Origin of the sequence: Komagataeibacter medellinensis NBRC 3288, assembly GCF_000182745.2 — a bacterium.
Lineage (GTDB): Bacteria > Pseudomonadota > Alphaproteobacteria > Acetobacterales > Acetobacteraceae > Komagataeibacter > Komagataeibacter medellinensis.
This window is the reverse complement of record NC_016027.1, coordinates 1564762-1591139: the sequence shown is the minus strand read 5'-3', so window position 1 is coordinate 1591139 and position 26378 is coordinate 1564762. Positions and strand designations below refer to the sequence as shown.

24 protein-coding genes are annotated in these 26378 nt (G+C 62.8%); 11 read left to right on the top strand and 13 right to left on the bottom strand.

The window, feature by feature from the left end; translation table 11 throughout:
• Positions 1–93: 93 nt before the first annotated feature.
• The gene (locus GLX_RS07285; protein ID WP_014105344.1) at positions 94–2073 is read right to left on the bottom strand and encodes a lytic transglycosylase domain-containing protein; all 1980 of its coding nucleotides are present in this window, start codon (positions 2071–2073) and stop codon (positions 94–96) included.
• A gap of 182 nt (positions 2074–2255) precedes the next feature.
• On the bottom strand, positions 2256–3119 hold the full coding sequence (locus tag GLX_RS07280; RefSeq protein WP_014105343.1) for a uracil-DNA glycosylase: 864 nt from the start codon (positions 3117–3119) through the stop codon (positions 2256–2258).
• Between the two features lie 120 nt (positions 3120–3239).
• On the opposite strand from GLX_RS07280, the gene GLX_RS07275 reads away from it, so the two are divergent.
• Positions 3240–5078: a tetratricopeptide repeat protein gene (locus GLX_RS07275; RefSeq protein WP_231850295.1), complete on the top strand. Its 1839-nt coding sequence runs from the start codon at positions 3240–3242 to the stop codon at positions 5076–5078.
• Positions 5078–6007, top strand: coding sequence for a 4-(cytidine 5'-diphospho)-2-C-methyl-D-erythritol kinase (locus tag GLX_RS07270; RefSeq protein ID WP_014105341.1), 930 nt, complete (start codon positions 5078–5080; stop codon positions 6005–6007). Before GLX_RS07275 ends, GLX_RS07270 begins: the two co-directional genes overlap by 1 nt.
• A 155-nt stretch (positions 6008–6162) precedes the next feature.
• Here GLX_RS07270 and GLX_RS07265 read toward each other — a convergent pair whose 3' ends face one another.
• From GLX_RS07265 to GLX_RS07240, 6 genes are all read right to left on the bottom strand, one after another.
• The gene (locus tag GLX_RS07265; RefSeq protein WP_014105340.1) at positions 6163–7149 is read right to left on the bottom strand and encodes an SDR family oxidoreductase; all 987 of its coding nucleotides are present in this window, start codon (positions 7147–7149) and stop codon (positions 6163–6165) included.
• 132 nt (positions 7150–7281) lie between these two features.
• On the bottom strand, positions 7282–7860 hold the full coding sequence (locus tag GLX_RS07260) for a YqaA family protein (RefSeq protein WP_014105339.1): 579 nt from the start codon (positions 7858–7860) through the stop codon (positions 7282–7284).
• 39 nt (positions 7861–7899) lie between these two features.
• On the bottom strand, positions 7900–8376 hold the full coding sequence (locus tag GLX_RS07255) for an OsmC family protein (protein ID WP_014105338.1): 477 nt from the start codon (positions 8374–8376) through the stop codon (positions 7900–7902).
• A gap of 40 nt (positions 8377–8416) precedes the next feature.
• Complete coding sequence (locus tag GLX_RS07250; protein WP_041247254.1) at positions 8417–9973, bottom strand: ATP-binding protein; 1557 nt, start codon at positions 9971–9973, stop codon at positions 8417–8419.
• A gap of 7 nt (positions 9974–9980) precedes the next feature.
• Positions 9981–10700 (bottom strand): response regulator, encoded by a 720-nt coding sequence (locus GLX_RS07245; RefSeq protein ID WP_014105336.1) that lies wholly within the window; start codon positions 10698–10700, stop codon positions 9981–9983.
• 96 nt (positions 10701–10796) lie between these two features.
• Positions 10797–11819: a cysteine synthase A gene (locus GLX_RS07240; RefSeq protein WP_014105335.1), complete on the bottom strand. Its 1023-nt coding sequence runs from the start codon at positions 11817–11819 to the stop codon at positions 10797–10799.
• A 135-nt stretch (positions 11820–11954) separates the two neighbouring features.
• Here GLX_RS07240 and GLX_RS07235 point away from each other — a divergent pair, with 135 nt between their 5' ends.
• A complete protein-coding gene (locus GLX_RS07235; protein WP_014105334.1) occupies positions 11955–12365 on the top strand; it encodes a rhodanese-like domain-containing protein in 411 nt (136 codons plus the stop codon).
• Between the two features lie 30 nt (positions 12366–12395).
• Here the strand turns inward: GLX_RS07235 and GLX_RS07230 are convergent, their stop codons facing one another.
• Positions 12396–13265 carry a DUF2272 domain-containing protein gene (locus GLX_RS07230; protein ID WP_081477882.1) on the bottom strand — a complete coding sequence of 290 codons (870 nt, stop codon included), beginning with the start codon at positions 13263–13265 and terminating at the stop codon, positions 12396–12398.
• Positions 13266–13524: 259 nt separating this feature from the next.
• Here GLX_RS07230 and GLX_RS07225 point away from each other — a divergent pair, with 259 nt between their 5' ends.
• A complete protein-coding gene (locus GLX_RS07225; RefSeq protein WP_014105332.1) occupies positions 13525–14523 on the top strand; it encodes an aldo/keto reductase in 999 nt (332 codons plus the stop codon).
• Between the two features lie 121 nt (positions 14524–14644).
• Here GLX_RS07225 and GLX_RS07220 read toward each other — a convergent pair whose 3' ends face one another.
• Both GLX_RS07220 and GLX_RS07215 read right to left on the bottom strand, forming a co-directional pair.
• Positions 14645–15004 (bottom strand): hypothetical protein, encoded by a 360-nt coding sequence (locus GLX_RS07220; RefSeq protein WP_041247253.1) that lies wholly within the window; start codon positions 15002–15004, stop codon positions 14645–14647.
• A 63-nt stretch (positions 15005–15067) separates the two neighbouring features.
• Positions 15068–16834: a Na+/H+ antiporter gene (locus GLX_RS07215; RefSeq protein WP_014105330.1), complete on the bottom strand. Its 1767-nt coding sequence runs from the start codon at positions 16832–16834 to the stop codon at positions 15068–15070.
• Between the two features lie 272 nt (positions 16835–17106).
• Here GLX_RS07215 and GLX_RS07210 point away from each other — a divergent pair, with 272 nt between their 5' ends.
• Positions 17107–18048, top strand: coding sequence for a DnaJ C-terminal domain-containing protein (locus GLX_RS07210; RefSeq protein ID WP_014105329.1), 942 nt, complete (start codon positions 17107–17109; stop codon positions 18046–18048).
• Entirely contained in the window at positions 18045–18374 is a 330-nt protein-coding gene (locus tag GLX_RS07205; RefSeq protein ID WP_014105328.1) for a chaperone modulator CbpM, read from the top strand. The genes GLX_RS07210 and GLX_RS07205 overlap by 4 nt, the downstream gene beginning before the upstream one ends.
• Positions 18375–18522: 148 nt before the next feature.
• Here the strand turns inward: GLX_RS07205 and GLX_RS07200 are convergent, their stop codons facing one another.
• Positions 18523–18924: a hypothetical protein gene (locus GLX_RS07200; protein ID WP_014105327.1), complete on the bottom strand. Its 402-nt coding sequence runs from the start codon at positions 18922–18924 to the stop codon at positions 18523–18525.
• Between the two features lie 212 nt (positions 18925–19136).
• On the opposite strand from GLX_RS07200, the gene budA reads away from it, so the two are divergent.
• From budA to GLX_RS07175, 5 genes are all read left to right on the top strand, one after another.
• Positions 19137–19940, top strand: coding sequence for an acetolactate decarboxylase (budA, locus tag GLX_RS07195; RefSeq protein ID WP_193360636.1), 804 nt, complete (start codon positions 19137–19139; stop codon positions 19938–19940).
• Positions 19941–20015: 75 nt separating this feature from the next.
• Positions 20016–21707 carry an acetolactate synthase AlsS gene (gene alsS / locus GLX_RS07190; protein WP_014105325.1) on the top strand — a complete coding sequence of 564 codons (1692 nt, stop codon included), beginning with the start codon at positions 20016–20018 and terminating at the stop codon, positions 21705–21707.
• A gap of 196 nt (positions 21708–21903) precedes the next feature.
• The gene (gene dld, locus GLX_RS07185; protein ID WP_041247695.1) at positions 21904–23637 is read left to right on the top strand and encodes a D-lactate dehydrogenase; all 1734 of its coding nucleotides are present in this window, start codon (positions 21904–21906) and stop codon (positions 23635–23637) included.
• 135 nt (positions 23638–23772) lie between these two features.
• Positions 23773–25467 carry an alpha-keto acid decarboxylase family protein gene (locus GLX_RS07180; RefSeq protein ID WP_014105323.1) on the top strand — a complete coding sequence of 565 codons (1695 nt, stop codon included), beginning with the start codon at positions 23773–23775 and terminating at the stop codon, positions 25465–25467.
• A 93-nt stretch (positions 25468–25560) separates the two neighbouring features.
• Positions 25561–25992: an NUDIX hydrolase gene (locus GLX_RS07175; RefSeq protein WP_014105322.1), complete on the top strand. Its 432-nt coding sequence runs from the start codon at positions 25561–25563 to the stop codon at positions 25990–25992.
• A gap of 58 nt (positions 25993–26050) precedes the next feature.
• Here the strand turns inward: GLX_RS07175 and GLX_RS17135 are convergent, their stop codons facing one another.
• Entirely contained in the window at positions 26051–26233 is a 183-nt protein-coding gene (locus GLX_RS17135; RefSeq protein WP_081477881.1) for a hypothetical protein, read from the bottom strand.
• Between the last annotated feature and the right edge of the window lie 145 nt (positions 26234–26378).

The window sequence follows — 26378 nt, the reverse complement described above, 5'->3', positions numbered from 1 at the left end:
TTTCTGATCTGTGGACAAGACGTTATCACGCCCCAAAGAACGCATCCATGCTGGGATGCGCCCCTTTGGGCCGAGGTTACTGTGTGGGCCTGATCAGTGGATGGTGTGGTTTGTGTGGTCCGCCATGGCGATTTCCGCCCCGAATCCCGGCCATTCATTGCGGGCCAGTGACTCGAGCGAGGGTGCGGCAATGCCCAGTCGGTCAGCGTAGATCCACAGATAGGTAAAGGCCCGGCGCACGTATTCCCGTGTCTCGCCATAGGGCAGGCTTTCTATGTACAGCAGAGGATCTTCATCTTCCGCCATGGTGGCGCTGCGGCGCGAAATAGCGGCGGGACCGGCATTGTAGCTGGCTAGCACGCGGATCATGTCCCCACCGGACGGTACATGCGTGCCATCAGCCTGCGTGGAAAGCTTCGCCAGATAGAGTACGAAACGCTGCCCAATATCCAGATTGGTGGCCGGGTCATGCAGCGCGGTCGGGTGGCGGGTGAAGTGATCCTTCTCATGGCTGATGAAATCGGCCGTGACCGGCATCAGTTGCATGAGTCCGTGCGCGCCGGAACCCGAGACGATGTTGCTGTCAAAATTGGATTCCAGCCGCGTCAGTGCATAGACCAGAGCCGGGTCCATGCGGAAGCCATGCTCGGGCTGGAGGGGTGGCAGCGGGAAACGGGAGGCGTGGGTATCGTGTTCGCTCTCGTTGGTGTCGATCAGCGTGAGCATTTGCGAGGAAAGCGCCTTCATCCCCATGGCATCCGCCACCATCTGGGTGGAGTGGCACAGCGCCGCATCATTCTGGATATCGGGCCACATGCGGCGCAGCGTGGCCTCCGCCCGGTCACGCTCACCTACCTGCAGCAGGGCAAAGGCGCGGCGTCCCATCTGGGTGGCGGCGACGGCCTCGATGTCGATTTCACCCAGGACCGGGCTACCTGCATGGACGTCCAGCCGTTCGGTGGCAAGTGTCAGCGCATTGGCGGGGGCGATGGTATTGGGCGTATTGCCCGGCCTGTTGCCCGGCGCGCGGCGCAGGCCCAGGATCTGTGAGGCGAGCTGGCCATAGAAGGTATGGGGAGCTGCCGCAGCCCGGTGCAGCCATGGCTGGTAGGCGGCGGTATCTCCCGTGGCCTGGTGGGCGCGTGCGGCCCAGTAGGCAGCGCCCGCGCGGATGCCCCCCGGTGTCAGGCTGGCGCGGGAAGCCGCCTCGAACAGCGGTTCGGCCATATCGGGCCGGGCCTGCCGCCAAGCGGCAAGACCGGCCACGTAACCGGCCAGGCCCAGCCGCTGGCCGGATTTTTCAAACGCTTCACGCGCAATGGACAGGGCCAGCCGGTTTTCGCCGTTGCTGAACATGGTCATGGCTATTTCCGCCTGCAGGTGGGCGGCATACAGATCATTCACGCCCGGCGTCATGGCAATCAGGTGCAGGGCGCTGCGCGCGCCCTTTGCCCCCTGCGCCGCACGTTCGCGTACAGCATGGTCAAGCAGGCTGTTGCGGGTAAACACGCGCAGGGAGGGGTCATCTTCCTCCGGCAGGTGGATATGCTGGGGGGAACGTGTGCTGTCCAGCGCAGTATTGGCGGGGGCGGGCGGTAGCGGACCACCCCTGTTGGGCATGGTGGACAGCAGGGAATAGATTGCTGGAGAATCAGCCAGCCCCGAGAAGGTACGCAGCCACATCCGCAACTGCCCCGCACTGGGGTGGTAGGCGGGGTTGAGGTAACGTGCCGCCAGAATGTCACCAAGCAGCACATCGTCGTGGATGGCGGCGGTCTCGCGGATCGCATCGTCAAACCGGCCATCCGTCTGCAGGCGGAACACCCGGCGGATATGGCCGACATCTTCTGGTGAGAGCGGACGCGGCAACCCGACATTACCCTGCGCGGGCAGGCGTGGAAGGGCGAGTGCCGTTTCCTCGTTATGGTCGCCGTGGGGGGTGGGATCCTGATCCACCCTGCCGGTTTCCACTGTTTGGGCACGCAGCGGCGCGAACGCGGCTCCTGCCAGAAAAGCAGCACCAGCCAGAAAGGCCGTCACTGCGTGATGGGGGGTATTGATTGTCCCTCGCATGGCGATGGGGATTTAAGCGCTGCGCAAACAGAAAGCAATAGATAATTCAGATCGTGTTGGTAAATAAGTTTTCAGAACAGATGAAGGAAATATTGTGCAGGGTGCTGGAACACATGCTGGGACAGGAACGATTATCTATAGGATCGAATGCTAATATACAGGAATGATTATGTTAATACCCTTTATGATTTTGTAGTCATGTTCCCCAGTGTTTCACGTATCAGCAGCATGTCCTTCCATGTATCGCGCCGCGCGGTCGCACTGGCACGCAACTGCTGGGGGTGGCGCATGGCCAGTACCGGCACGGCGGCCGCATCATGCGTGCCCGGCGGTGGCGGCAGGGCAAGGCTGCGCCACCGGCCGCGCAATCGTGCCGCCGTGCCGCCCCCACCCAGCAGGAGGGAGACCGGCAGGTTGCCCATCAGGATGACATGCGCCGGGCGCGCAAGGGTTATGGCGCGCTGGATGAAGGGCAGGCAGATTTGGGTTTCGGCCTCGTAGGGGGGCCTGCCGCCCGGTGGTCGCCAGGGAATGACCGGGGCGCGGAGCAGACTGTCACGCGCAATGCCGATACTGGCGAACATGGCATCGACCAGCGCCCCGCTTTCCCCCGCAAAGGGGTGGCCGCTGCGGTCTTCATCTGCATCCGGGGCCTCGCCTATCAGCATCAGCGGCGCGCCTTGTGGTCCCTCCACGCCAACGCTGTGGGTTGCGCTCTCGCGCAGGGAGCATGCACCGAACCCACGGATGGCTGCGTGCAGTTCCGCCAGCGTGCCCGCCGCCTGCGCCAGCGCGCGGGCCTGTGCCACGGCCTGTTCCACCACAGGGGCGTTAGGGCGGGGAGCCGTAGCACGGGCAGGTGGCGCAGCGGGGCGGTGATTGCCATGTCCATTCTCCCCATCTGGCTGTATGGGGGGGGGCTGTGGCACCGGTGCGCGGTTGTGTATTATGGCGTCCTGCGCCATCCAGTCATGCGGGTGGCTGTCCAGTGCGTCATCGGCGCCCCATTCCACATACAGGCGCAAGAGGGACAGGGAATCAGTCATCGGATGGATATACCCCGCACCAGTACAGGTAATGCAGGCGCGTGCCGTCCTGCCTCAAGGTGCCCTGTCTTCATGCGCAGGGTTTGGCAGCGAACGCCGCACGCGGTAGATTTTGGCGTCATGCTTTTACCTTGTCTGTCACGCATGGTCGTGGCTGCCCTTGTTGTACCGCTGCTGGCCGGGATTCCCAACCGGGAAATGCACGCGGCCACCCCGGATGACCCCATCGTCCATGCCGGGCGGCAGGATCTGGCCACCAGCCTGCTGGTGGGGAGCGTTGCCGCCAGCGAAGGCGACAATGCCGAGGCCGCGCGCGCCTTCACCGCTGCGGCGCATCTTGCCCCTGCCTATCGTCTGTTTGGCGAGCGGGCCTTCTTCTACAGCATCATGGCGGGCAGCCCGGAGGCCAACGCCCTGGCCAGCACCCAGCCCGGCGGGGTCATGCCAGACCTTGTCATGGGCAATGCCGCAGCCCTGGCGGGGGAGTGGAACAGTGCGCTGGCCCATTATCAGAATGCGCCGGATGATCCGATCATGAACCTGTTGCGCCCGCTGCTGCGTGGCTGGGCCCTACAGGGTGCCGGCAGGACGGATGAAGCACTGGCCGCTCTTGATCATGCGCGTGAGGATCATACGCTGGGCGGCTATTATACCGTGCACGCCGCCCTGATCGCTCAGCTTGCCGGCCAGCAGATGAAGGCGGATACGCTTTTCCGCCAGTCCACCAGCATGGCGGGTGGAGACCTGTTTACCGCGCTGGTCATGGCGCACTGGCTTGTGGGGCAGGGGCAGGAGGCGGCGGCCGAGGCGCTGGTCAACCAGCGTGTCGCCGCCATGCCGGTGCTGGAAGCGGCGCGTTCCGGCATTATGGCCATGATCCACCGTCCGGTCGTGACCCATGCAGTGCAGGGCCTGGCGCAGGCTTACGGACTGGTGGGCCTGCTGATCGACCAGCAGCTTTATGCCCATGACGGCACGGAAGATGACCATGAGCCCGACATTGCGGCGGAAGTGGGCACCCTGCGCGGCACCGAGCAGATGATGCTGCGCATGGCGCTGGTGCTTGACCCGGCGGATTCGGAGGCGCGCCTCCTGCTGTCTTCCATGCTGCATGGTCGCAAGCAGGACCGTCAGGCCCGCGCGGCGCTGGACGGCGCCCCGGCTGATGATCCGTTCCTGCCCGTCTATCGCACCGAACAGGCCGACCTGGACCTGGTGATGGGCCACAAGGAACAGGCAGCACAGGAACTGCGTGACCTGCTGCATGATGCGCCCGGCGACCGCATGCTGTGGAGCAGCCTGGGCGATGCCCTGCTGGACCAGCAGCAATGGGCGGAAGCCCTGGATGCCTACCGCCATGCCACCGCCTTGACCCCGCATAGACTTGAAGGCGATGACTGGCGGCTGCTTTTCGGGCAGGCGATCGCGCAGGAGCGGCAGAACCACTGGCCGCAGGCGCGCGCCCTGATCCAGCAGGCGCTCCAGCTTGCCCCTAACGAGGCGGACCTGCTGAACTACCTTGGCTATTCCATGGTCGAGCATGGCGAGAACCCGGCCATGGCCGAGAGTTACCTGCGCCGTGCCCTTGCCCTTGCCCCAGCCGACAACCAGATACGCGACAGTGTGGGCTGGGTGCTTATGCGCCTGGGCCATGTGGCGGAAGGGCTGCCCCTGCTGGAACAGGCGGCCGAGCAGATGCCCCAGGACCCCGCCATCAACTACCATCTTGGTGTTGCGTACTGGATGGCGGGGCGCAGGCTGGAGGCGGTGAATGAATGGCAGAACGCCATCCAGTTCCAGCCCGATCCCATGGACCATCGCAAGATCACGGCAGCACTGGCCTATGCCCGCGCATGGAAGGCCAACGCAGCGCATCCGGGCATGGTGCTTCCGGCTGACCTTAAACCAGCGGCTGTGCCCGCCTCTTCTCACCCACCGGCAAATGGAACCCAGCACTGATGTCCTCCCTGCACGAAATGGCTCATGCGAAGATCAACCTGTACCTGCATGTCACGGGCCGGCGGGATGACGGCTATCACCTGCTCGATAGTCTGGCCGTATTTGCCGGTGCGGCGGATGAACTGCGCCTGCACCAGGGTAGCGGGCGAGGCGGACAGGTTGGCCTGCGCATAGAGGGCACGTTTGCCCCCGGCCTGCAGGCCGATGACTGCGCCGATAACCTGATCGTACGCGCGGGCGCGCTCCTGCGCGCGCATGTCGGGCCGGATGTGGCGGCCCGACTGCCCGATGTGGATATCGTACTGCGCAAGGAACTGCCCGTGGCGTCTGGCATCGGGGGCGGATCGGCCGATGCGGCCGCCGCGCTGCGACTGCTGTGCAAGGTCTGGGCGCTGGACATTGCGCGCGCGCCGTTCATGGAACTGGCCACGCGTCTGGGGGCGGACGTACCGGTCTGTCTGGACCAGCGCGCCGCCCGCATGGAAGGCATTGGCGAGGAACTGACCCCCGCACCCGCCCTGCCGCCCTGTGGCATGATGCTGGTCAATTGCGGGCAGAGTGTCTCCACCCCGCAGGTGTTCAGGACCCGCGCACCGGTCTTCACGCCGCGCGCCATCCTGCCGCCGCAGTGGCCCACACTGGCTGAGATGGTGCGCGACCTCGCGGCACAGCGCAATGATTTGCAGGATGCAGCCTGTGCGCTATGCCCCGAAATCACTACCGTGCTGGATGTCCTGCGCGCAGCCCCGGGCTGCCGTCTTGCGCGCATGAGCGGTTCGGGCGCGACCTGTTTCGCCTTGTTTGACAGCCCTGCGGTAGCACAGGCAGCGCAGGGTGCTGTCCGGCGCGAGGGTTGGTGGGTTTGGGCAGGTGATCTGTGTCGCAGTAGTGGTCGCGCAGTGCAGGGTATCGGAGCGGTCCTGGCCTGAGGAGACCTGTAATCCACGAATAAAAAAGGCTGATCCTGCTTCAGGGCAGGAAAAGCCTCGGTCAGCATGCAGCAGAATGCGGCAGACAGAACGGAAGTTTTTGGGTGCCGTCTTTTTTGTAAAAGCTTCACCAAAAACTTTCTGATGTTTTTTGGTTATTTCCGTTTGCGGCGTAGCGCCAGCAGGAGCATGCCCATAAAGCCCATCGCGGTAGCAAGCTGGGCATGGCGCGTGGTCAGCAGCAGCGGCATGCCCTTGCGGGTAACCATGTCAAAACGGCCATGGGCTGCATAGGCGCCGGGCACGGTTTCGTACAGGTCATCAGGTTCATCACCCGTAACGGCGGTCTTTTCTATCTGCCTTGCGTAGCCCTTGCCCGCCAGCCAGCCATCCGACAGGCCGGGCAGGAAGGTGGATAGCAGCCAGTTGCGCACGCCAGACAGACCAACCCAGATGTCACGCTGCTGGTCGAAGGCGGCGCGGCAGATGGCCTCAGCCGCGATTTCAGGTTCATAGACGGGTCCCATCGGCTTGAGGCGCTTGCCGGTATGGTTGCGCGTCCATGAATAACGCGGCGTGTTGATGGCGGGCAGGTGCACCAGCGCGATATGGATGCGGTCGCCATCATGCAGGATTTCGGGCCGGATGCTTTCTGAAAAGGCCCGAACAGCTGCACGTGCGCCATTTTCCACCGCCTGTAGCGGCGGCGGTCGTAGGCTGGCCAACCGGTCCAGGTTGACAATCGTGCCATGGCCACGGCGGCGCATGCGCGTCAGGGCCGCGCGGGTGCCATTGACCGTGCCAAGGTAGGTGACTTCCGTGGCGCGGCGGATCTCGTCGGCCTCAAGCGCTGCGACCTGCCCGGTCACTGTCGCACCCGCGCAGTTTACCCATAGCGTGATGGGGCCGAGCTTTTCCTCGATTTCCTCCGCAGCCTGTTCCACGGCAGCAGCATTGGCTACGTCCACGCATACGATATGGGTGCGCACATTGAGTTCGCGCAGTTCGGCCGCCGCATCCCCCAGTCTGTCACGGTTGCGGCCGACAAGGGCGACGTCACACCCGGCGCGGCCCAGTGTGCGTGCTGTGGCGCGACCGATCCCCGCGCCCGCTCCGGTAATGACGGCAACCTGCTGCGGCATGAACTGTGCTCTCCCACCCGTTGGCATATCAGTCCTGTCAGGCCACAGGGCATACAGGACAAACTGACGACATATGCCATCATACCACGCCTGTCCCCGCCCGAACACTGTCGCACGCCCCGCTTCGCAGGTTCAGATATATTTGAGGGCCACGATCCCGGCCACGACGGCAACCGCCACCAGCCCCGCCACCAGCGGCAACCTGCGTTCGATAAAAGCCTGGATTGGCGCGCCAAAGCGCTTGAGCAGGGCTGCAAGCAGGAAAAACCGCGCCCCGCGCGTAATGGCGCACGCCGCCAGGAACGGCACGAGCGGCAGGTGGGCGGCCCCGCTGGCAATGGTGACGAATTTGAACGGGATGGGCGTCAGGCCCTTGATCAGGATGATCCAGATGCCCCATTCACGGAAGCGCTCCTGCAATGCCAGTAATGTATGCTCGGCATGATAGAACCGCACTATGGGCATGGCTGCATATTCCAGCAGGAACGAGCCGATGCACCATCCCAGCACCGCTCCGCATACACTGGCCAGCGTGCAGATGGCGGCCAGACGGAAGGCGCGTGCCCGGCATGTCAGCACCATGGGCACCAGCATGATGTCGGGTGGTAGGGGAAAGACGCTGGCTTCGGCAAAGGCGATGACCGCCAGCCAGATCACGGCGTGCGGGCTGGCGGCCAGGCCAAGGATGCGGGCATACAGGCGGTCAAGCATTATCGGGCAATGCCATTGTCCCCCATGGGCAGCAAGGGATTATTGTGCGCTGGTGACTCGTGGCTCGCACAATACGGGAAAGCTGACCGAGCGTGCGATGCAGCTACGCATGGCCGCATCCTGATGCAGGTCGATCACCTGCTGGGTGTCGTGCGGGGTGAAAAGGGCGGTGTGGGGCCGCAGGATAACCTGGGTGAAGGAGAAGGAACCATCCTCGAATTCATCCAGAACGGCTTCCGCGTGGTCGGCATAGGACAGGATGCCGATTCCCATTGCCGTGCACAGATGGATGAACCAGAGTTGATGGTCGGCGCACAGTGCGCCAAGCAGCAGCTTTTCGGGATTCCATTTCTGTGCGTCCCCCCGGAAGGCCGGTGCGGCCGAACCATCAATGACCGGTCGACCGGGGCAGTGCAGTTCGTAGCTACGTTGGGGGGCCTGCCGGGAAGCCCCGTCGTGTCCGCCGTTTCCAGTCCATAAAAGCGAGACCTGATAGCGGTGTGTTCTGTCCGGCATTGAGCGCTATATCCTGAATTGTCCGTACTGGAATCGGACCTTAGCAGACAAGTGTGACAGTCACACGTAGTCCATGCGGGTTACGGTTGCCTAGCCGGATATCACCGCCAAGCCCCCATATGATATTGCGCGAGATCGAAAGCCCCAGCCCGGTGCCACCGGTTTCGCGGTTGCGGCTCTGTTCGGCGCGGACAAAGGGGTCGAACATGCGTTCAAGGTCTTCGGTCGGCAGGCCGGGGCCTTCGTCCTCGATCAGGATGGTGACCTTGTATTCACCCGCGTCATCCCCTTCACCCCGCTGGGGGGGGAGCAGCACGATCCTGGCCTCTCCGGCATATTTGACCGCGTTGCTCACCAGGTTGCCCAGCGCGCGCTTGAGCGCCACGGGGCGGGCGCGTACCAGCACATTGTCGGGCGTTTCGGATAAGAACGTGACCTTGTCTTCCAGCAGGGGGCAGGTCTCGGTGGTTTCATCGGCGATGGTCTGCAGCAGGGCGGTCAGGTTGACCTGGCCCATCGGTTCACGCTGGGCGGCATCGCGGCCAAAGGCCAGCGTTGCAGCCACCATGGCCTCCAGTTCATCAAGGTCGCTGAGCATCTTGGCCCGTATCTCGTCATCTTCGACGAATTCCGCCCGCAGTTTCAGCCGCGTGATGGGTGTGCGCAGGTCATGGCCGATCGCGGTCAGCATAAGCGTGCGATCGGTCAGGTAGCGGCGGATGCGGTGCGCCATGGTGTTGAAGGCGTGGGCGGCGCGCGCCACCTCGCGCGGGCCGTCTGCGGGCATGGGGGGCGCGTTCACGTTGCGCCCCAGTTCCTCGGCGGCGGCGGCAAGTGTGCTGACCGGGGCGATCAGCCTGCGCACGCCCCACAGGATCAGGATCCCGCCCGCAAAGGTCATGATGAGGAAGGCGATGGGAAAAGTGGGGGAGCGGAACAGGCTGGGACGGGGCAGCACGTAATGGATCGTGACCCAGCGCCGTTCATCGGGTAGCAGGAAGGCCACCGTGCGGTGCCGCCCCGGAATGGGAGAGACCATGACCTGTTCGGGCCGGAGTGACTGGGGCAGGGGGCCCATGCCGGGGTCACCCTCCCCTGGGCCACCGGGGTGGCCGGACCAGTGGAAGCCATGTGGGCCGAAGCCCCTGCCTTCCCCCGTGCCGTCGGGATGGCCGTTCCAGTCATCGGGCCCGTGCATGTGGGGCGGCGGGTGGGAGGGCAGGACCAGTCCGTTGACCATGTCGGGTTCGGGGCCGGGGGTCAGGGTCATACTGACCCCTTCGGGCAGTTGGAGTGCCGCAAGTTCACGCGCCCGGTCGGGGGGAGCGGTTTCCACAATGGCGCGGTAATAGGTGAAAACCTTGCTGCGCGCCCGTTCATGGATCATGCGTTGGTCAAAATCGAACCGGTCCATGGCGTGGATGGTCAGTCCGACCACCTGTATGACCCCCAGCCCCCCGATAAGCAGCAGCGTGGTGCGCGCCGCCAGTGACTGGGGCAGCAGGCGGCACATCAGGCGCTGACGCCAGCCTCGCGGGGTCTTGGCTGATGTGAGGGGGGCAGAGAACAGGAAGAAAGGTCGGGATACGGGTGACATGGCGCGCTCAGAGACGCTCGACTTCCGCCGCCAGCACATAGCCCCCGCCGCGCACGGTCTTGATAAGCTGGGCATTGCGCCCGTTATCTTCCAGCTTGCGGCGCAGGCGGCTTATCGCCACGTCAATCGCCCTGTCAAAGGGCCCGGCCTGCCGCCCGCGCAGCAGGTCGAACAGCATGTCGCGTGTCATGACGCGGTTTGCGCGCTCCAGCAGGGCCAGCAGCAGGTCATATTCACCCCCGGTCAGCGGGACTTCAACCTCATTCGGGTTGAGCAGCCGCCGCCTGCCGGTATCGAGCGTCCAGCCCGCGAAGCGCAGCGTGTGCAGCACCGGCACGCTGCGCGGGTCGGGGGTATCGGATGTGCGGCGCAGTACGGCGCGGATGCGCGCCAGCAGCTCACGCGGGTTGAAGGGCTTGGACACGTAGTCGTCTGCACCCAGTTCCAGGCCGATGATGCGGTCAGTGTCATCGCCCATGGCAGTCAGCATCACGATGGGCACATTGGCCTGCGTGCGTAGCCAGCGCGAGATGTCCAGCCCGCTCTCACCGGGCAGCATGAGATCGAGGATAACGAGCTGGTAATGCCCTTCCGACCAGCGGCGGCGGCCCTCATGCCCGTCGCGCGCCGTGGTGACCCGCAGTTCGTTGCGTTCGAGAAAGCGTGCCAGCAGGTCACGGATCTCACGATCATCATCAATGATCAGGATATGCGGCAGGGGATTCATTGCCGCATCTTACACGAGTGCAACGGCGGAAACATCTGATGTTTCACTCCGTTGCAATCATGTCGCAACCCGCAGGAAGCGGCCCATGTTGTGCGCTCAGGCCAGCCAGTGCGGAACCGGCAGGTCTTTTGCGCGCAGGAAGGTGGGGTTGAACAGCTTGGACTGGTAGCGTGCCCCCCCGTCGCACAGGATGGTGACAATGCGGTGGCCCGGACCCATGGCGCGCGCCACCCGGATGGCGGCGGCGATGTTGATGCCTGCCGACCCGCCAACGGACAGCCCTTCGTCAATCAGCAGGCTGTAGATCTGCTCCAGCGCTTCGGCGTCGGGTATGCGCACGGCATCATCGAAATGTAGCCCCTCCAGGTTGCCGGTCACCCGTGACTGGCCGATTCCCTCGGTAACCGAGGAACCACTGACCGACAGGTCGCCTGACTTGACCCAGCCGTACAGGCCCGAGCCCTCCGGGTCGGCCAGCACGATGCGCGGACGGGCAACGCCTGCCTGGCGCGCCGCGTCCTCCAGCCCCAGAGTCACGCCCGCCAGCGTGCCGCCCGTGCCGCATGAGCAGGTGAAGGCATCGATCCTGCCGCCCGTCTGTTCCCAGATTTCGGGGGCGGTGGTGTGGCGATGGCCTTCGCGGTTGGCGGTGTTGTCGAACTGATTGGCCCATACGCCGCCGGTCTCTTCCGCCAGGCGGCGCGAGACATGTACGTAATTGCCCGGATCACGGAAGGGTTTGGCGGGCACCAGACGCAGATCGGCGCCGATCATGCGCAGGAAGTCGATCTTTTCCTGGCTCTGGGTCTCGGGCATGACAATGATGGAGCGGTAGCCGCGCGCATTGGCTACCAGTGTCAGGCCAATGCCGGTATTGCCCGCCGTGCCTTCCACAATTGTGCCGCCGGGTTTGAGCGTGCCACGGCGCTCGGCATCGTTGATGATGGCCAGCGCCGCCCGGTCCTTGACCGAGCCGCCGGGGTTCATGAACTCCGCCTTGCCATAAATATCGCATCCCGTTGCCTCCGATGCCCGTCGCAGGCGGATCAGGGGCGTATGGCCGATCGCAGCCGGCATGTCCGGTGAGAGGGAGGAGGCGGGATTTGCACTTTCGGTCATAAGGCAGCACCTTCGCGGGTCTGGATCAGAAGAGGCAGCATGGGGTCCATGCCAGCGTGTTGCATTCTCTACTATCAGGAATGTTCATTGCTTGGCATATCCCTAAACCGGTTTTCCCGATGAAAGGAACCAGTGATGATTGACGATATTTCGCCCACCGCCACATGGGAGGCCGTGAGCAGCCGCCCCAACGCTTGGCTGGTTGATGTGCGTACCCCCATGGAATGGGAACACATTGGCGTGCCCGACCTGTCGGGTGCCGGCAAGGCGCTGGTGCTGGATAGCTGGCAACTGCCGCCGGCGGGCCAGGTCAACCCCGATTTTGTGAAAACGCTGGAGCAGGCGGGCATTGGCAAGACGGATGAGGTCTATTTCATCTGCCGTTCCGGCGCGCGCAGTATGGCGGCAGCCCATGCGGCCTATGATGCGGGGTATCACACCGTATTCAACGTGGCCGATGGGTTTGAAGGCCCGCAGGATGCCACCGGCGGCCGGGGCCGGCTTGCGGGCTGGCAGGCATCCGGGCTGCCCAGCACGCGTGGCTGACAGCGCCGCACGTAAGGCCACCGCAGGCGGTCAGCGGTCCGTCTGCGGTTCGCTGTCCGCATCGTAGCGGACCTGTAGTACCACGCACCAGGGATAGCGGCTGTCCAGGCTGTTGCCCCTGCTGTCGAACAGCCGCCCGTCCGGTCCGACCGGTACATGGGTCAGGGCTACCGCATCATCTATATTGCCACCGATAATGCTGATTTCATGGCCGAACGGCGCGTCATCATGCGGGCCGGCCACGACAAAGCCGCAATGGGCGGGAAAGCCATGCGGCGTGGGTAGGTCACGAAAGCGCACCGACTTGCTTCCCCCCCGGCCTACACAGATAAGATCGCCCAGCTTTGGCGCGTAATGGGCGGGATTGCGTGCCTTCACGCCCTTTTCCTGCCCGGATGCGGCGGCATTGATGTAGGTGGCGTGGTTGGGAGAATAGGCAAAGCGGTCATTCGCCCCCGCAACCCGCATGACATAGGAAATGAACGCCGCCGACCATGCATAGCGTCCGTCATGGACAAAATCGGTTATGTGACCGTTCGCGTCATGCTTGCCGTCCCACGCGGCCTCGGTCTCCTGCGGGTCCTGGCCGATCCACCAGTATTCCCCCACGCGCTGCCACAGGCCGGGCGTGCGTTCGGGCTTGGTGACAGGGGTGGTGGGCTCAAGGCGCAGTTCGGGGTCGTCATCATTGACCGGCTGCCCAAACAGCCGCCATTCACGCAGGGCAATGGCCACTACGTCCTGTCGGGTGAAGGGTTCGTAATTGCGGGTGGCGAAATCCGGCACATGAGTATTGACCGCAAGCGCTCCGGTTCCCGTGGCCTGGTGCGTATGGTTGTCCGGCCCCTGGGCGCAGGCGGCAAGGCAGGCCAGGGGTAAGAGAAGGGCTATCTTGCGCAAAATTGGCACTCCATTGCAGGCGGCGTGCTTTCTCCATACGGCGCGTACCGGCCATACGGAAGGGGGTGGAGCCCATGGGGCAGAAAAAACGCAACGCCCGCACGGCCTTCGTGTTGGTTGGACTGGGACGCGCCGCATGCATGCCAGCAGCCAGCATGTGGCGGGTAACGGTCAGGTGCCGGGACATGGCAGCATGTGTAGGATGGCCCGCGCGGCCATGGCCCGACCAGATGCAAGCCAGACGATTAAGTGAGGATTCATGACACAGCCATCCGTTACGGAAACCACCACCATCCGTGGCCTCGACCATCCCGTCTCGCGTATTGCCCTTGGTACATGGGCAATTGGCGGATGGATGTGGGGCGGCCCGGATGACCGGCAGGCCATCGCCACCATCCATGAAGCGCTGGATCTTGGCATCACGCTGATTGATACGGCACCCGTCTACGGTTTTGGCCATTCAGAGGAAATCGTGGGCCAGGCTGTGGCCGGCCGACGCGACCGGGTGGCCATCGCCACCAAGGTCGGGCTGGACTGGAAAGAAGACCACAAGCCCTTCCGCAATACGTCAGCTACGCGCATCCGCAAGGAAATTGAGGATTCTCTGCGTCGCCTGCGCACCGACTACATCGACCTGTATCAGGTGCACTGGCCCGACTCCGCCGTTCCGATGGAGGAAACCGCCCGCACGCTCGAAGCGCTGGTGCGCGAGGGCAAGGTCCGTGCGCTGGGGGTCAGCAACTTCACCATCGCGCAGATGGAAGCGTTCCGGGAGTTCGCTCCCCTTGCCGCCGTGCAGCCGCCCTACAACCTGTTCGAGCGTGCGATGGAGCACGATATCCTGCCCTACGCCCGCCAGCATGACCTGACCATCCTGGCCTACGGTCCGCTGTGCCGGGGGCTGCTGTCGGGAAAGATGATGGCGGACACGAAATTCGGTTCCGATGACCTGCGCAGCGCCGACCCCAAATTCCAGCCGCCCCGCTTTGCGCATTACCTTCAGGCCGTGCAGGAACTACAGGCCTTCGCGCGTGAGCGGCATGGCAAGTCCCTGCTGGCGCTGGCGATTCGCTGGGTGTTGGACCAGGGGCCGACCATCGCCCTGTGGGGCGCGCGCCGCCCGGACCAGATCGCGGCCGTGGCGGATGCCACCGGCTGGCAGCTCAGCGCGGAGGATCGCCGTGAGATAGATGCCATCCTGACCCGCTGCATTCCCGACCCCGTTGGGCCGGAGTTCATGGCGCCTCCGGGTCGCTGAGCGGCGGCAGACGGCCTGCTGACGCAACGGATGCTTCCAGTGCCGGGTGCCGCCTTTTTGAAGAAAGGCGGCACCCAAAAACTTTCCCTTTTTTATCAATTATGTATTTTCAGGCACCATTTTACTGGTTCAGGTTGCCGCCTACATCATTTGTGTAGCGGGTCTGCCAGACCCCTTCCTCCACCATGCACTGGCTAAAAAATTTCACATGGCTGTCCCCGGCCGAGACCTGCGCGCTGCCACCGTTGGCGCTGGTCAGTGCACCCATTGCGCCCTTGGCCTCGCATTTCTGCGTTGCGGCCACGTAGCGGGGATCATGTTCGTCCATGGTGGCCTGATAGTTCTGCACATGGCCGTAGGGTGAGTTGGCATGGACACGGTGCTCGGGCACCTGGAAATGGTGGGAGCGGGCCTGCGCGCCGGTGACGGCCATCGTGGCAAGGCCCAGCCCGGCTAGCAGGATGCGACGGATGGGGGGCATGGAGCTTCCTTCATGGTGCTTGGGTATGTGGCCGCTATCGGGGCGGGCCACCACTCCCTTGTGTCAGCTTGTTACGGGTTCGGCCATGCATTCAGCGCGGGACTGTGTGGCGGGGCCGGGGGCAGACTGTGGCAGGCTGTCAGGACGGGGAAGGGAGCGGGCCTCGATCTGGAGTTCCTGTTCGATGAAATCGAGTTCCTGATTGATGGTCCATTCGGTCTCGTCATTGATGTGTTTCTGGATCACCCGCATATGCAGCCGTTCCCGCATGTGGCGAATGACACGGAAGCGCAGCGCCAGTTCCGTGCGTTTTTCACGTATGGCGGCCGTACGGATGCTGGCCTCCGCCGCGCGGGAATTGTCCAGCCGGTGCACCGTGTCCTGATATTCGTGCAGCAGGCGCGCAATGGCTTCCTGCTTCAGGTCGAGCGTTTCTTCACCGCCGGGGGCGGCGTTCATTTCCTGCTGGGCCAGCGCCGCCTGTTCGGTGTGCAGCGCCTCTATCGCGGTCTGCGCCAGTTCTATGCGCATCATGTCCAGTTCATGCAGGGAGGGATCGTCCTCTCCCGTGCTCATGCCGTGCAGCAGGGCGGGTATGGCAAGGCTTGCCAGCAGTAGCGAGCTTATGATCACCCCTGCCGCCAGCGTAACCAGCAGGTCACGCCCCGGAAAGCCCGAGCTGGCCAGCGTTGCCACTGGCAGCGAGAGCACGGCGGCCAGCGTGATGGCCCCGCGCGTGCCCGCCACCGTCATGAGCAGGATGGTGCGCACGGAAGGGATGACCGTCTTGCGGTGGCGGAAATGCGCGAACAGCCGCCGTGCGGAGATGGAAATCCAGATCCAGACAAAACGGATCAGGCTCATCATGAACTGGATGCCCAGGATTGCCAGGATCAGGAACCAAGGCGAAATCCCGCCCGCGCGGGCAATCGCGGCCCCCCCGCTGATCAGTTGCGGCAATTGCAGCCCCAGCAGCAGGAAGATCACGGCATTGAAGGTGAAGTTCACCATATCCCACACGGTGGTGGCCTTGAGCCGTGTTTCAGTACGGGCCTCGTGCATTACCCCGGTGAACTTTACGGTCATGCCACCCGCTACGGCGGCAAGGATGCCCGAACACTCTACCGCATCCGCGATCAGGTAGATGCCAAAGGGGAGCATCATGGCCAGGATAATCTGGGTGGGCGGGTCGTCGTACCCGCGTGTCAGCAGCACATGTTCCGCCCGGCACGCCGCCCATGCGCACACGATGCCGATCACGATACCGCCGACAGACATGAAGATAAAGCTGCCCAGCGCCTGCTGGAACGAGAACAGCCCTGTCATGGCCGCCGCTACTGCGAACTTGAAGCACACCAGCCCCGATGCATCATTCAGCAGCGCTTCCCCATGCAGGATATGCACCACGCGCGCGGGTGCGCGACCGCCCTCGATCATGCTGCCGACCGAGACCGCATCGGTCGGCGACATGACGGCGGCCAGCGCAAAGGCCGCGGGCAGCATGATGGGCGGGATCAGCCAGTGGATGAAATACCCGCACGCTAGCGTGGTGAACACCACCAGTCCCAGCGCCATCATGATAATGACGTTACGCAGTTCACCGAACTCGCGCATCGGCATGCGGTAGGCATCGGCATAGAGCAGGGGTGGGATGAACAGCAGCAGGAACATGTCGGGATCAAAGCCGATATTCAGCCCCGCCAGGGCCGCGATCGCGCCAACCCCGATCTGGATCAGCGGCAGCGGTATGGGAATGCGCCCCACGCGGGAGATCAGGCTGCTGATCCCCGTTACGGTCAATAATGCAAGGGTGAGGAAAACGGCGTGCATCAGGAAGGATCTTTTTTATATTTCTATTGTTTTTGGAATACTTCATTTCTCATTTAATTAAAAATACAAAAAATGTTATGGTTAAGTCTCTCTTTTGTTATTTTCTTCTGCCAGCTATGCATGGATTGAAGATTTCATGTCCTTTCATTGACCATGCCCTTTCCACTTCCCATTATTGAGGAAAGAGTGGCCATATGGCCGTATTCATGATGTTCAGGGCAGACATGGCGCACGGACGGGCCGGGTGCTCCTGACGGAGGGATGATTTTTAAGTGAGCAAGGATCCATACGAGGTACTCGGCCTGAAGCGAACGGCCAGTCAGGATGACATACGCAAGGCCTACCGCAAGCTGGCCAAGAAGTACCATCCCGACCTCAACCCCGGTGACAAGGTTGCGGAGGAGAACTTCAAGGCCGTGGGCGCGGCCAACGCCCTGCTGTCTGATGAGGCGCAGCGTGCCCGCTATGACCGTGGCGAGATTGACGCCAGTGGCCAGGAAAAGGGCTTTGGCGGCGGCGGTCGTGGCTACCGCGATTATGCCGAGGGGCCGCAGGGCTTCAATTACGGTGGCGGTCAGTTTTCGGAAGATGACCTGGGCGACATCTTCGGCACCATGTTTGGCCAGGGCGGCGGTGGTGCCGGTTTTGGCGGTGGCTTCCGCCGCAGGCCGCAGGGACCGCAGAAGGGGGCAGACCGGCAGTATGCGCTAACCGTAAGTTTCCTCGATTCCGTCAATGGCGGCACGTCGCGCATCACCCTGCCCGGTGGCGCGCAACTGGATGTAAAAATCCCGCCAGGTATCGGGAACGATCAGGTCATGCGCCTGCGCGGCAAGGGTGATCCCGGCCAGCAGGGCGGTCCCGCGGGTGATGCGCTGGTCACCATCACCGTGGCGCCCGATGCAACCTATACCCGCGATGGCAACGATATTCGCATGTCGCTGCCGGTGGACCTGAAGACGGCGGTGCTTGGTGGCAGCATCACCATTCCCACCCCGGCGGGGTCGGTCAAGATGAACGTCCCCCCCCATTCCGACAGTGGCAGCGTGCTGCGCCTGCGCGGGCGTGGGGTCAAGGCGCATGGCGGGCATGAGGCGGGCAACCTTTATGTCAAGCTGGTGGTGACCATAGGTACGGTGGATCCGGCTCTTGAGGCCTTCCTGCGCGGCGAGGCGCTTGATGCCGTCAGGGAGCAGGAGGAGGGGAAGGCATGATCACGCTCGAGACCCTGTGCGTGCGCATCGGCAACGTGCCGGTAGCGGACGTGCAGGAATGGATCGACAGTGACTGGCTCCGCCCCGAAGGCGCGCGTGGGCACTATCTGTTCCGCGAGATTGACGAGGCGCGGGCGCATCTGATCCGTGAACTGCGCGAGGACATGGGCATCAATGATGAAGGGATGCCCGTTATCCTGTCGTTGCTGGACCAGCTTTATGCCGCCCGCCGCCAGATGCGCCGCCTGCGTGAGGCGATCAGCGTGCCGCGCGAGAACGAACTGCGCAGCAGGGTGCGTGCCCTACTGGCCAGCATGCATGACTGAGTGGGGCAGTGGCCGAAAAGTAAACGCTTAATAAAAAAGAACAAAAGTTTTTGAATGCCGCCTTTTTTTGGCAAAAGGCGGCATTCAGTTTTTTGCAGGTATGATTGCAACATGCCCGCCATCGGGCTGGCCGAATGTTATGTCGTGTTCAGTCCGCGCGGCTAAGCGGCAGGTCCAGCTTCTGGCCGGGCTTTTCGCCCTGCATCTGCAGGTCGGCCGCGTTGGGGGATGTCAGGCGGAAGATGGTGCGCGGGTTGTCATCGACCGAACGCAGCGATGTCCCGTCCTGCACCTTCAGTTCGATTGTCCGCCCGGTCAGACCCGTGATCTTGCCTAGCGAATCTGGCAGTTGCAGGTAAAGCCGTGCTGCCGGACCCAGTGCCTTGTTGGCGGTAATGGTGACGGGCTTGAGGCCAAGTGCTGTCCATGCACCGGTATAGGTACCGGGACCATAGGGGGGCTTGGGGTCGCTTTCGGCATGGGCCGCGCTGCTGCCCGCGATCAGGCCGCCCATGCAGAAGGCGGCGAGCGTCATGTAAAGTGGCTTCATATCCGGTCATCCTGAATTTCAATGCGCGTTCACAATGGCAGTCCTGAACGGCCAAGGGCAAGGCCAGGGCCTGCACGGCGGCATTTCCATATATTTTATATATGGAAATAGGCTTTAATATATATTGGACGTACGAACCTGCCTGCATCACCATTAGTCTGCAATCACAAATGACCGGGTTGAGGCGATGCCATGTGCCGCATTGTCCCCCGATGCAGGAGACTGAGGTCGTGAAGCTTAAATGCTACTCGGTAGGGGATGTTGATACCCGGTCCAGCGCTGCTGATTCGACTGGCGTGCGTCCGCGCATGAACCGCCTGTACCAGACATCGACCATGGCCGCGCTGCTTGATGCGGTCTATGATGGCGAGACCACGCTTGATGAACTGCTGATGCACGGCAATTTCGGGCTGGGCACGTTCAACGGCCTTGATGGCGAGATGATCGTCAATGACAGCGTAATCCACCAGTTCCGTGCAGACGGGCAGGCCGGTCGTGTGCCGGGCGACCTCAGGACTCCGTTCGCCTGCGTTACCTTCTTCAACCCGGAGAAGGAATACATGATCGACACCGCGCAGGATAAGGAAGGCTTCGAGGCGATCGTGGATCACCTCGTCAACAATCCCAACCTGTTCGCCGCCGTGCGCTTTACCGGCATGTTCGAGCGGGTCGAGACCCGCACCGTGTTCTGCCAGTGCCAGCCCTACCCACCCATGCTGGAAGTGGTGGCCCGCCAGCCCACCATGCAGCTTGGTGCCTCCACCGGCACCATGCTTGGTTTCCGCACGCCGGGCTACATGCAGGGCGTGAACGTGGCGGGTTATCACCTGCACTTCCTGACTGAGGACGGACGCCGTGGCGGCCATGTGACCGATTACGGCGTGCTGCGCGGTCGGCTTGAGGTGGGCGTGATTTCCGATGTGGAAATCCAGCTGCCCCGCACCGAACAGTTCGCGCGCGCCAACCTGTCCCCCGAAAACATTCACGAGGCCATTCGCGTGGCCGAGGGCGGCTGAGGGTTTCCCCTCCCGCCTGAGCAACTGTCCGCTCCGCCCCGGCTGCGGTGCCAACCGTTCAGGATACCTGAAATCATGACTGACAAGACCAAATCGGCCGCGCCGGAGTGCGGGGCGGACATGATCGTGCGCAACCTGGTTGCACACGGCACGACCCATGTATTCGGCATTCCCGGTGCCAAGGTTGACCGTTTGTTCGACGCGCTGGTGGACAGCCCGATCGAGACCGTGGTGACCCGCCATGAGCAGAACGCCGCTTTCATTGCCGGTGGCATCGGCCGCCTGACGGGCAAGGCGGGTGTTGCCATTGCAACCTCCGGCCCCGGTGCATCGAACTTCGTGACCGGCCTTGCCACCGCCAATTCCGAAGGCGACCCGGTGCTGGCCATTGGCGGCGCGGTCAAGCTGGCTGACCGGCTGAAGCTTACGCACCAGAGCATGGACACGGTGGCCCTGTTCCAGCCGATCACCAAATACAGCGCGGAAATCACATCTCCCGCCGCCGTGTCCGAAGCGGTTGCCAACGCGCTGCGCTTTGCCGAGAGTGGTCGCCCCGGCGCCGCCTTCATCAGCACGCCGATGGATATCCTGTCCATGCCGGCGGAAGGCAAGGTGCTGGCGGGTCGCCCGCAGCCCGCACCCGGCGCCGCCCCCGCAGAGGCGGTAAACGAGGCACTGGGCCTGATCCGCAAGGCGCAGCGCCCGGTTATCCTGCTGGGCCTTCTCGCCAGTCGTCCCGATGTGTCGGACGCAGTGCGCGCCCTGGTGGCCACCACCGGCGTGCCGGTTATTGGCACCTATCAGGCGGCCGGTGCCGTCTCGCAGGAACTGTCCGGCCGCTTTGGTGGCCGCGTTGGCCTGTTTCGTAACCAGCCGGGCGACCAGTTGCTGCATGAGACGGACCTGGTAATCTCGATCGGCTACAATCCCATCGAGTACGATCCGTGGCTGTGGAATGTCGATAACGGCCGCAAGATCGTTCATATCGATGTGGTGCCCGCTGAACTGGACACGCATTACGACCCGGCGGTGGAACTGGTTGGCGATATCGGCGCCTCCGTCCGTGCGCTGGCGGCCAAGGCGGGCAAGCTGCCGCGCGCCCCGCAACTTGAGGATATCCTGCGCCAGTACCACGCTACCCGCCTGTCCGCGCTGTCAGGCGCGCGCAGCACGTCCAACACGGCGGTGCACCCGCTGCAGATCGTGCGCGAGCTGGAGCAGTTCGTAACCCCCGATGTCACGATGTGCCTTGACATGGGCACCTTCCATATCTGGCTGGCGCGTTACCTGCTGTCCTTCCGCGCACGCCAGATGCTGATCAGCAATGGCCAGCAGACCATGGGCGTGGGCCTGCCGTGGGGTATTGCGGCCAGCCTTGTCAACCCGGCGCAGAAGGTGATCTCCATCTCGGGCGATGGCGGCTTCATGATGTCGTGCATGGAACTGGAAACGGCGGTGCGCCTGAAGTGCAACCTCGTCCACATGGTCTGGGTCGATCAGGCCTACAATATGGTCGAGATGCAGGAGAAGAAGAAATACGGCCGTGGTTCGGGCGTGGATTTCGGGCCGATCGACTTTGCCATGTTTGCCCGCTCCTGCGGGGCGCACGGCATTGCCGTCCAGTCAGCCGATGGCGTGGCGGGCGCGCTGCGTGATGCCATGGAAGTCGAAGGCCCGGTTGTGATCTCGGTACCGGTAGACTATTCCCAGAACCATCTGCTCATGAAGCCACTGGCAACGCTGGGCGAGACTTCGGCCGCAGCGTAAACCAGCCCCAGGCGTGACAGGACCGGCCCGCATGCCCTGATCGGCTGGCGGGCCGGTCCGTTTGGACATGTGACATCGGCATTTTATGCGCACGTCCTGTTGTTCGGAACATGCCAGACTATACAATACCATTTCGGAAATACGGCCATCTTCCCGATGGTCCGGTTTTCCGTGAATGGCAGACATAAACAACAGCATGCTGAAAGCGGCACGGGACATGTCATCTACTGAAGGCGCACAACTGGTTACGGAACTCCAGCAGATCGTGGGCGGTCATCATGTGCTGACCGAAGATGGGGCGACGCTGCCCTATCGCCGGGGTTTCCGTTTTGGTGAGGGGCGCGCGCTGGCGGTTGTCATGCCTGGGTCGCTGGTGGAGCAGTGGCGTGTGCTGCAGGCCTGCGTCAAGGCGGGCGTGATCGTGATCATGCAGGCAGCCAATACCGGCCTGACCGGTGGCTCCACGCCCGATGGCAATACCTATGACCGCGATATCGTGATCGTGCACAGCATGCGCATGCGCACGATCCACCTGATTGGCGGCGGAAAGCAGGTTGTCTGCCTGCCCGGTGCGACGCTGGACCAGTTGGAGGGCATGCTGGCCCCCATCGGGCGTGAGCCGCATTCGGTCATTGGTTCCTCGTGTATCGGGGCATCGGTGTTTGGCGGGGTCAGCAACAATTCAGGCGGCGCACTGGTGCGCCGTGGCCCGGCCTATACCGACATGGCGCTGTTTGCCCAGGTTTCGGACAAGGGCGAGCTGCAACTGGTCAACCATCTGGGCATCGAACTCGGCACGGACCCCGAGACGATCCTCAGGCAGGTGGAAGCGGGCAACTTCCCTGATGCCAGCATCAACTGGAATGCCGGCCGCGGGCATGATGATGATTACGCCACCCATGTGCGCGATGTGAACGCCGATACCCCGGCCCGCTACAATGCCGACCTGCGCCGCCTGCACGAAGGCGCTGGCTGTGCGGGCAAGCTGGGACTGTTCGCGGTGCGTCTGGATACGTTCGAGGCGGAGAAGAATCCCGTTGTCTTCTATCTCGGCACCAACAGGACCGATGTGCTTGAAGATGTGCGCCGCCATATCCTGTCGTCCTTCACGGAACTGCCGATTGCCGGTGAATATCTGCACCGCGATGCCTTCAACATTGCGGAGGAATATGGCAAGGACACCTTCGTCATCATCCGCATGATCGGTACGCGGCGGCTGCCGGCCCTGTTTGCCATGAAGAACGCGTTCGACCGGCTGGCGGACAGGATCGGCTTCCTGCCTAAGCACTTCAGCGACCGGTTCATGCAGTTCATGAGCCACTTCTTTCCCAAGCACCTGCCCGCGCGCATGCGTGACTACCGCGACCGTTTCGAGCACCATCTCATGCTCAAGGTCAGCGCGTCCGGCGCGCAGGAAGCGCGTGATTTCCTGAAAAGCCATTTCGCGACGCATGAGGGGGATTTCTTTGAATGCACCCCCGATGAGGGATCAAAGGCATTCCTGCATCGTTTTGCAGCGGCAGGCGCTGCCGTGCGTTACCGCAACGTGCATACCGACACGACCGAAAACATCGTGGCGCTGGACGTGGCCCTGCGCCGCAATGATCAGGACTGGTTCGAGGTGCTGCCGAAGGACATCGAGGACGAGATCATCGTCAAGCTCTATTACGGCCATTTCCTGTGTCATGTGATGCATCAGGACTACGTGGTCCGCAAAGGTTATGACTGCATCGCGCTGGAGCACCGCATGCTGCCGGGTCTGGACAAACGCGGCGCGCGTTACCCGGCGGAGCACAATTTCGGTCACCTCTATGCGGCACCCGATGATGTGCTGGCCCATTACCGCCAGCTTGATCCGTGCAACTGTTTCAATCCGGGCATTGGCCAGGCCACCAAGCGCCGGAACTGGATTGCCGAAAGCGTAGGCTGACCGGGCCGGATTCGCGGACCCGGCAGGTATCCTGTCCTTTCGGCATGATGGCCCCGATGTGGGCCGTCCATGTGGCCCCTACGGGAAAGGGCGCGCGCCTGCGCGCCTCCACACAAGGGAAGGAAAGTCGAAATAATGACATATACTGTTGGCCATTATCTTGGTGAACGCCTGGTACAGATCGGGCTAAAGGATCATTTCGCGGTTGCGGGCGACTATAATCTTGTTCTGCTTGACCAGCTTCTGGAAATCGACGGCCTGCGGCAGGTCTATTGCTGTAACGAACTCAACTGCGGTTTCAGCGCCGAGGGCTATGCCCGCGCCAATGGGGCGGGGGCAGCGGTCGTTACCTTCAGCGTGGGGGCGCTGTCCGCGCTCAATGCCATCGGCGGTGCCTATGCCGAAAATCTGCCGGTCATCCTGATTTCGGGTGCTCCCAATTCCAACGACCATGGCAGCGGGCACATTCTGCACCATACCATCGGCACGCCTGATTATGGCTACCAGCTTGAAATTGCAAAGCGCCTGACCTGTGCGGCGGTCTCAATCACATCGGCCGATGATGCGCCGGTGCTGATTGATCATGCCATCCGCACCGCGCTGCGCGAAAAGAAGCCCGCCTACATCGAAATTGCCTGTAATGTCTCCTCCCAGCCCTGTCCGCGCCCTGGCCCGGTTGGTGCGATCCTGGCCGATGCCCCCTCCGATGCCCAAACACTGAAGCTGGCGGTGGACGAACTGGCCGACTTCATTGCCAGCCGCAAGAAGCCGATGCTGCTGCTGGGTAGCCGCCTGCGCGCCGCAGGGTGTGAGGAAGCCGCCATCCGCCTTGCCGATGCGCTGGGTTGTGCCGTGGCGACCATGGCCGCTGCCAAGAGCTTCTTTCCCGAGGACCATCCCGCCTATGTCGGCACGTACTGGGGTGATGTCAGCAGCCCCAAGGCGCAGCAGATCTTTGACTGGTCGGATGGCGTGCTGTGCCTGACCCCGGTTTTCAATGACTATTCCACCGTTGGCTGGACCGCATGGCCCAAGGGCGAAAACGTGGCCCTGCTGGATGGCCGCCATATTGCGGCAGGGGGCAAGGCCTTTGACGGCATTCACCTGCGTGATGTGATCGATGCGCTGATTGAACGGGTGAAGGGCCAGCCTAAAAAGGATGCAACGCTGGTTGAATACCGCCGCATTAGCACACCGCACACCCCGGTCGCCGCCGCCAGCCCCGATGCACCGCTGGTGCGCGCTGAAATGGCGCGCCAGATCCAGAACCTGCTGACATCGAACACCACGGTAATCGCCGAGACGGGTGATTCATGGTTTAACGCCATGCAGATGAAACTGCCGCGTGGCGCGCGCGTGGAACTGGAGATGCAGTGGGGTCATATCGGCTGGTCCGTACCCGCCACCTTTGGTTATGCCGTGGCCGAGCCGGAGCGCCGGATCGTGACCATGGTGGGCGATGGCTCCTTCCAGCTGACCGCGCAGGAAGTAGCCCAGATGGTGCGGCTCAAGTTGCCGGTAATCATCTTCCTGATCAACAACCGTGGCTACACCATTGAAGTGCAGATCCATGACGGGCCGTACAACAACGTCAAGAACTGGGATTATGCCGGGCTGATGGGCGTGTTCAACGCGGAAGATGGCCACGGCAAGGGCTTTAAGGCCACGACCGGGGCGGAAATGGAAAAGGCCATTGCTGCCGCTGTTGCCAATCGGGAAGGGCCGACCCTGATCGAATGTGTGATCGACCGCGATGACTGCACCAGCGACCTGATTTCGTGGGGGCGGCGTGTTGCCACTGCCAATGCCCGCCCGCCTGCCGCGCGGTAAGGCCACGGATCTGCTGGTATCGCGACATGATGCGGGGGTGCCTTCGGGCGCCCCCGTGTTGATGGGGCACCTGTTGCACAAGGGGAGGAAGCCATGACCGATATGACAAGGCCGCGCGTGGGCTGTGGCGCGGCCATTATTGACCGGGATGGGCGTATCCTGCTTCTGCGCCGCCTGCGTGCGCCCGAGGCGGGCTGCTGGGGATTGCCCGGCGGCAAGGTGGAAGCGTACGAGACAACGGCCCATGCGACGGAGCGCGAAATTCACGAAGAACTGGGGATTACCATACAGGCGTGTGACCTGCTGTGCCTGGTGGAGCAGATGGATGCCGTGGGTGGCCACCACTGGATTGCACCGGTCTATCTGGTCACGGCATGGCAGGGGGAACCCGCTCTGATGGAGCCGGAAAAGCACGAAGGCCCGCGCTGGTATGCCTTTGATGATCTGCCAGATGCGCTGACGGTGCCAACCCGGCAGGCGATAGCGGCGCTACAGGCACGTCAGGACAGGAACATAGCGGAATAATATCAAAGTTTGATTTTTGTCGTGGTCGGGCCAGCCGCTGTAGGATCAGATAAGCGGATCAGGACGGATCGTTCGGGGTGTTGAGCGTGCGGGCGTAGTCACGCAGTGCCCTGCGATGGCGGGAATAGATCATCCGCGTTGTTTGCGACCGGGTGGGGATATCGTCCCCCGTCAAGGGCAGCCCAGTGGCCACAGCAGGTGATGCGGTGGGGAGGGCAATCGTCTCAACTGCAGGGGTCATTGCTGTTTTTCCGCTATGTGCCAAAGACAGGGCTCGCTCCGGTGACTCGGGTTGTGTACCGAACGACACATTACATAAACTTCATACGTGTCAGGATTGGGGCATAAAAGTCATAGTCTGTCCAGAAAACAGATTCTAATAATCA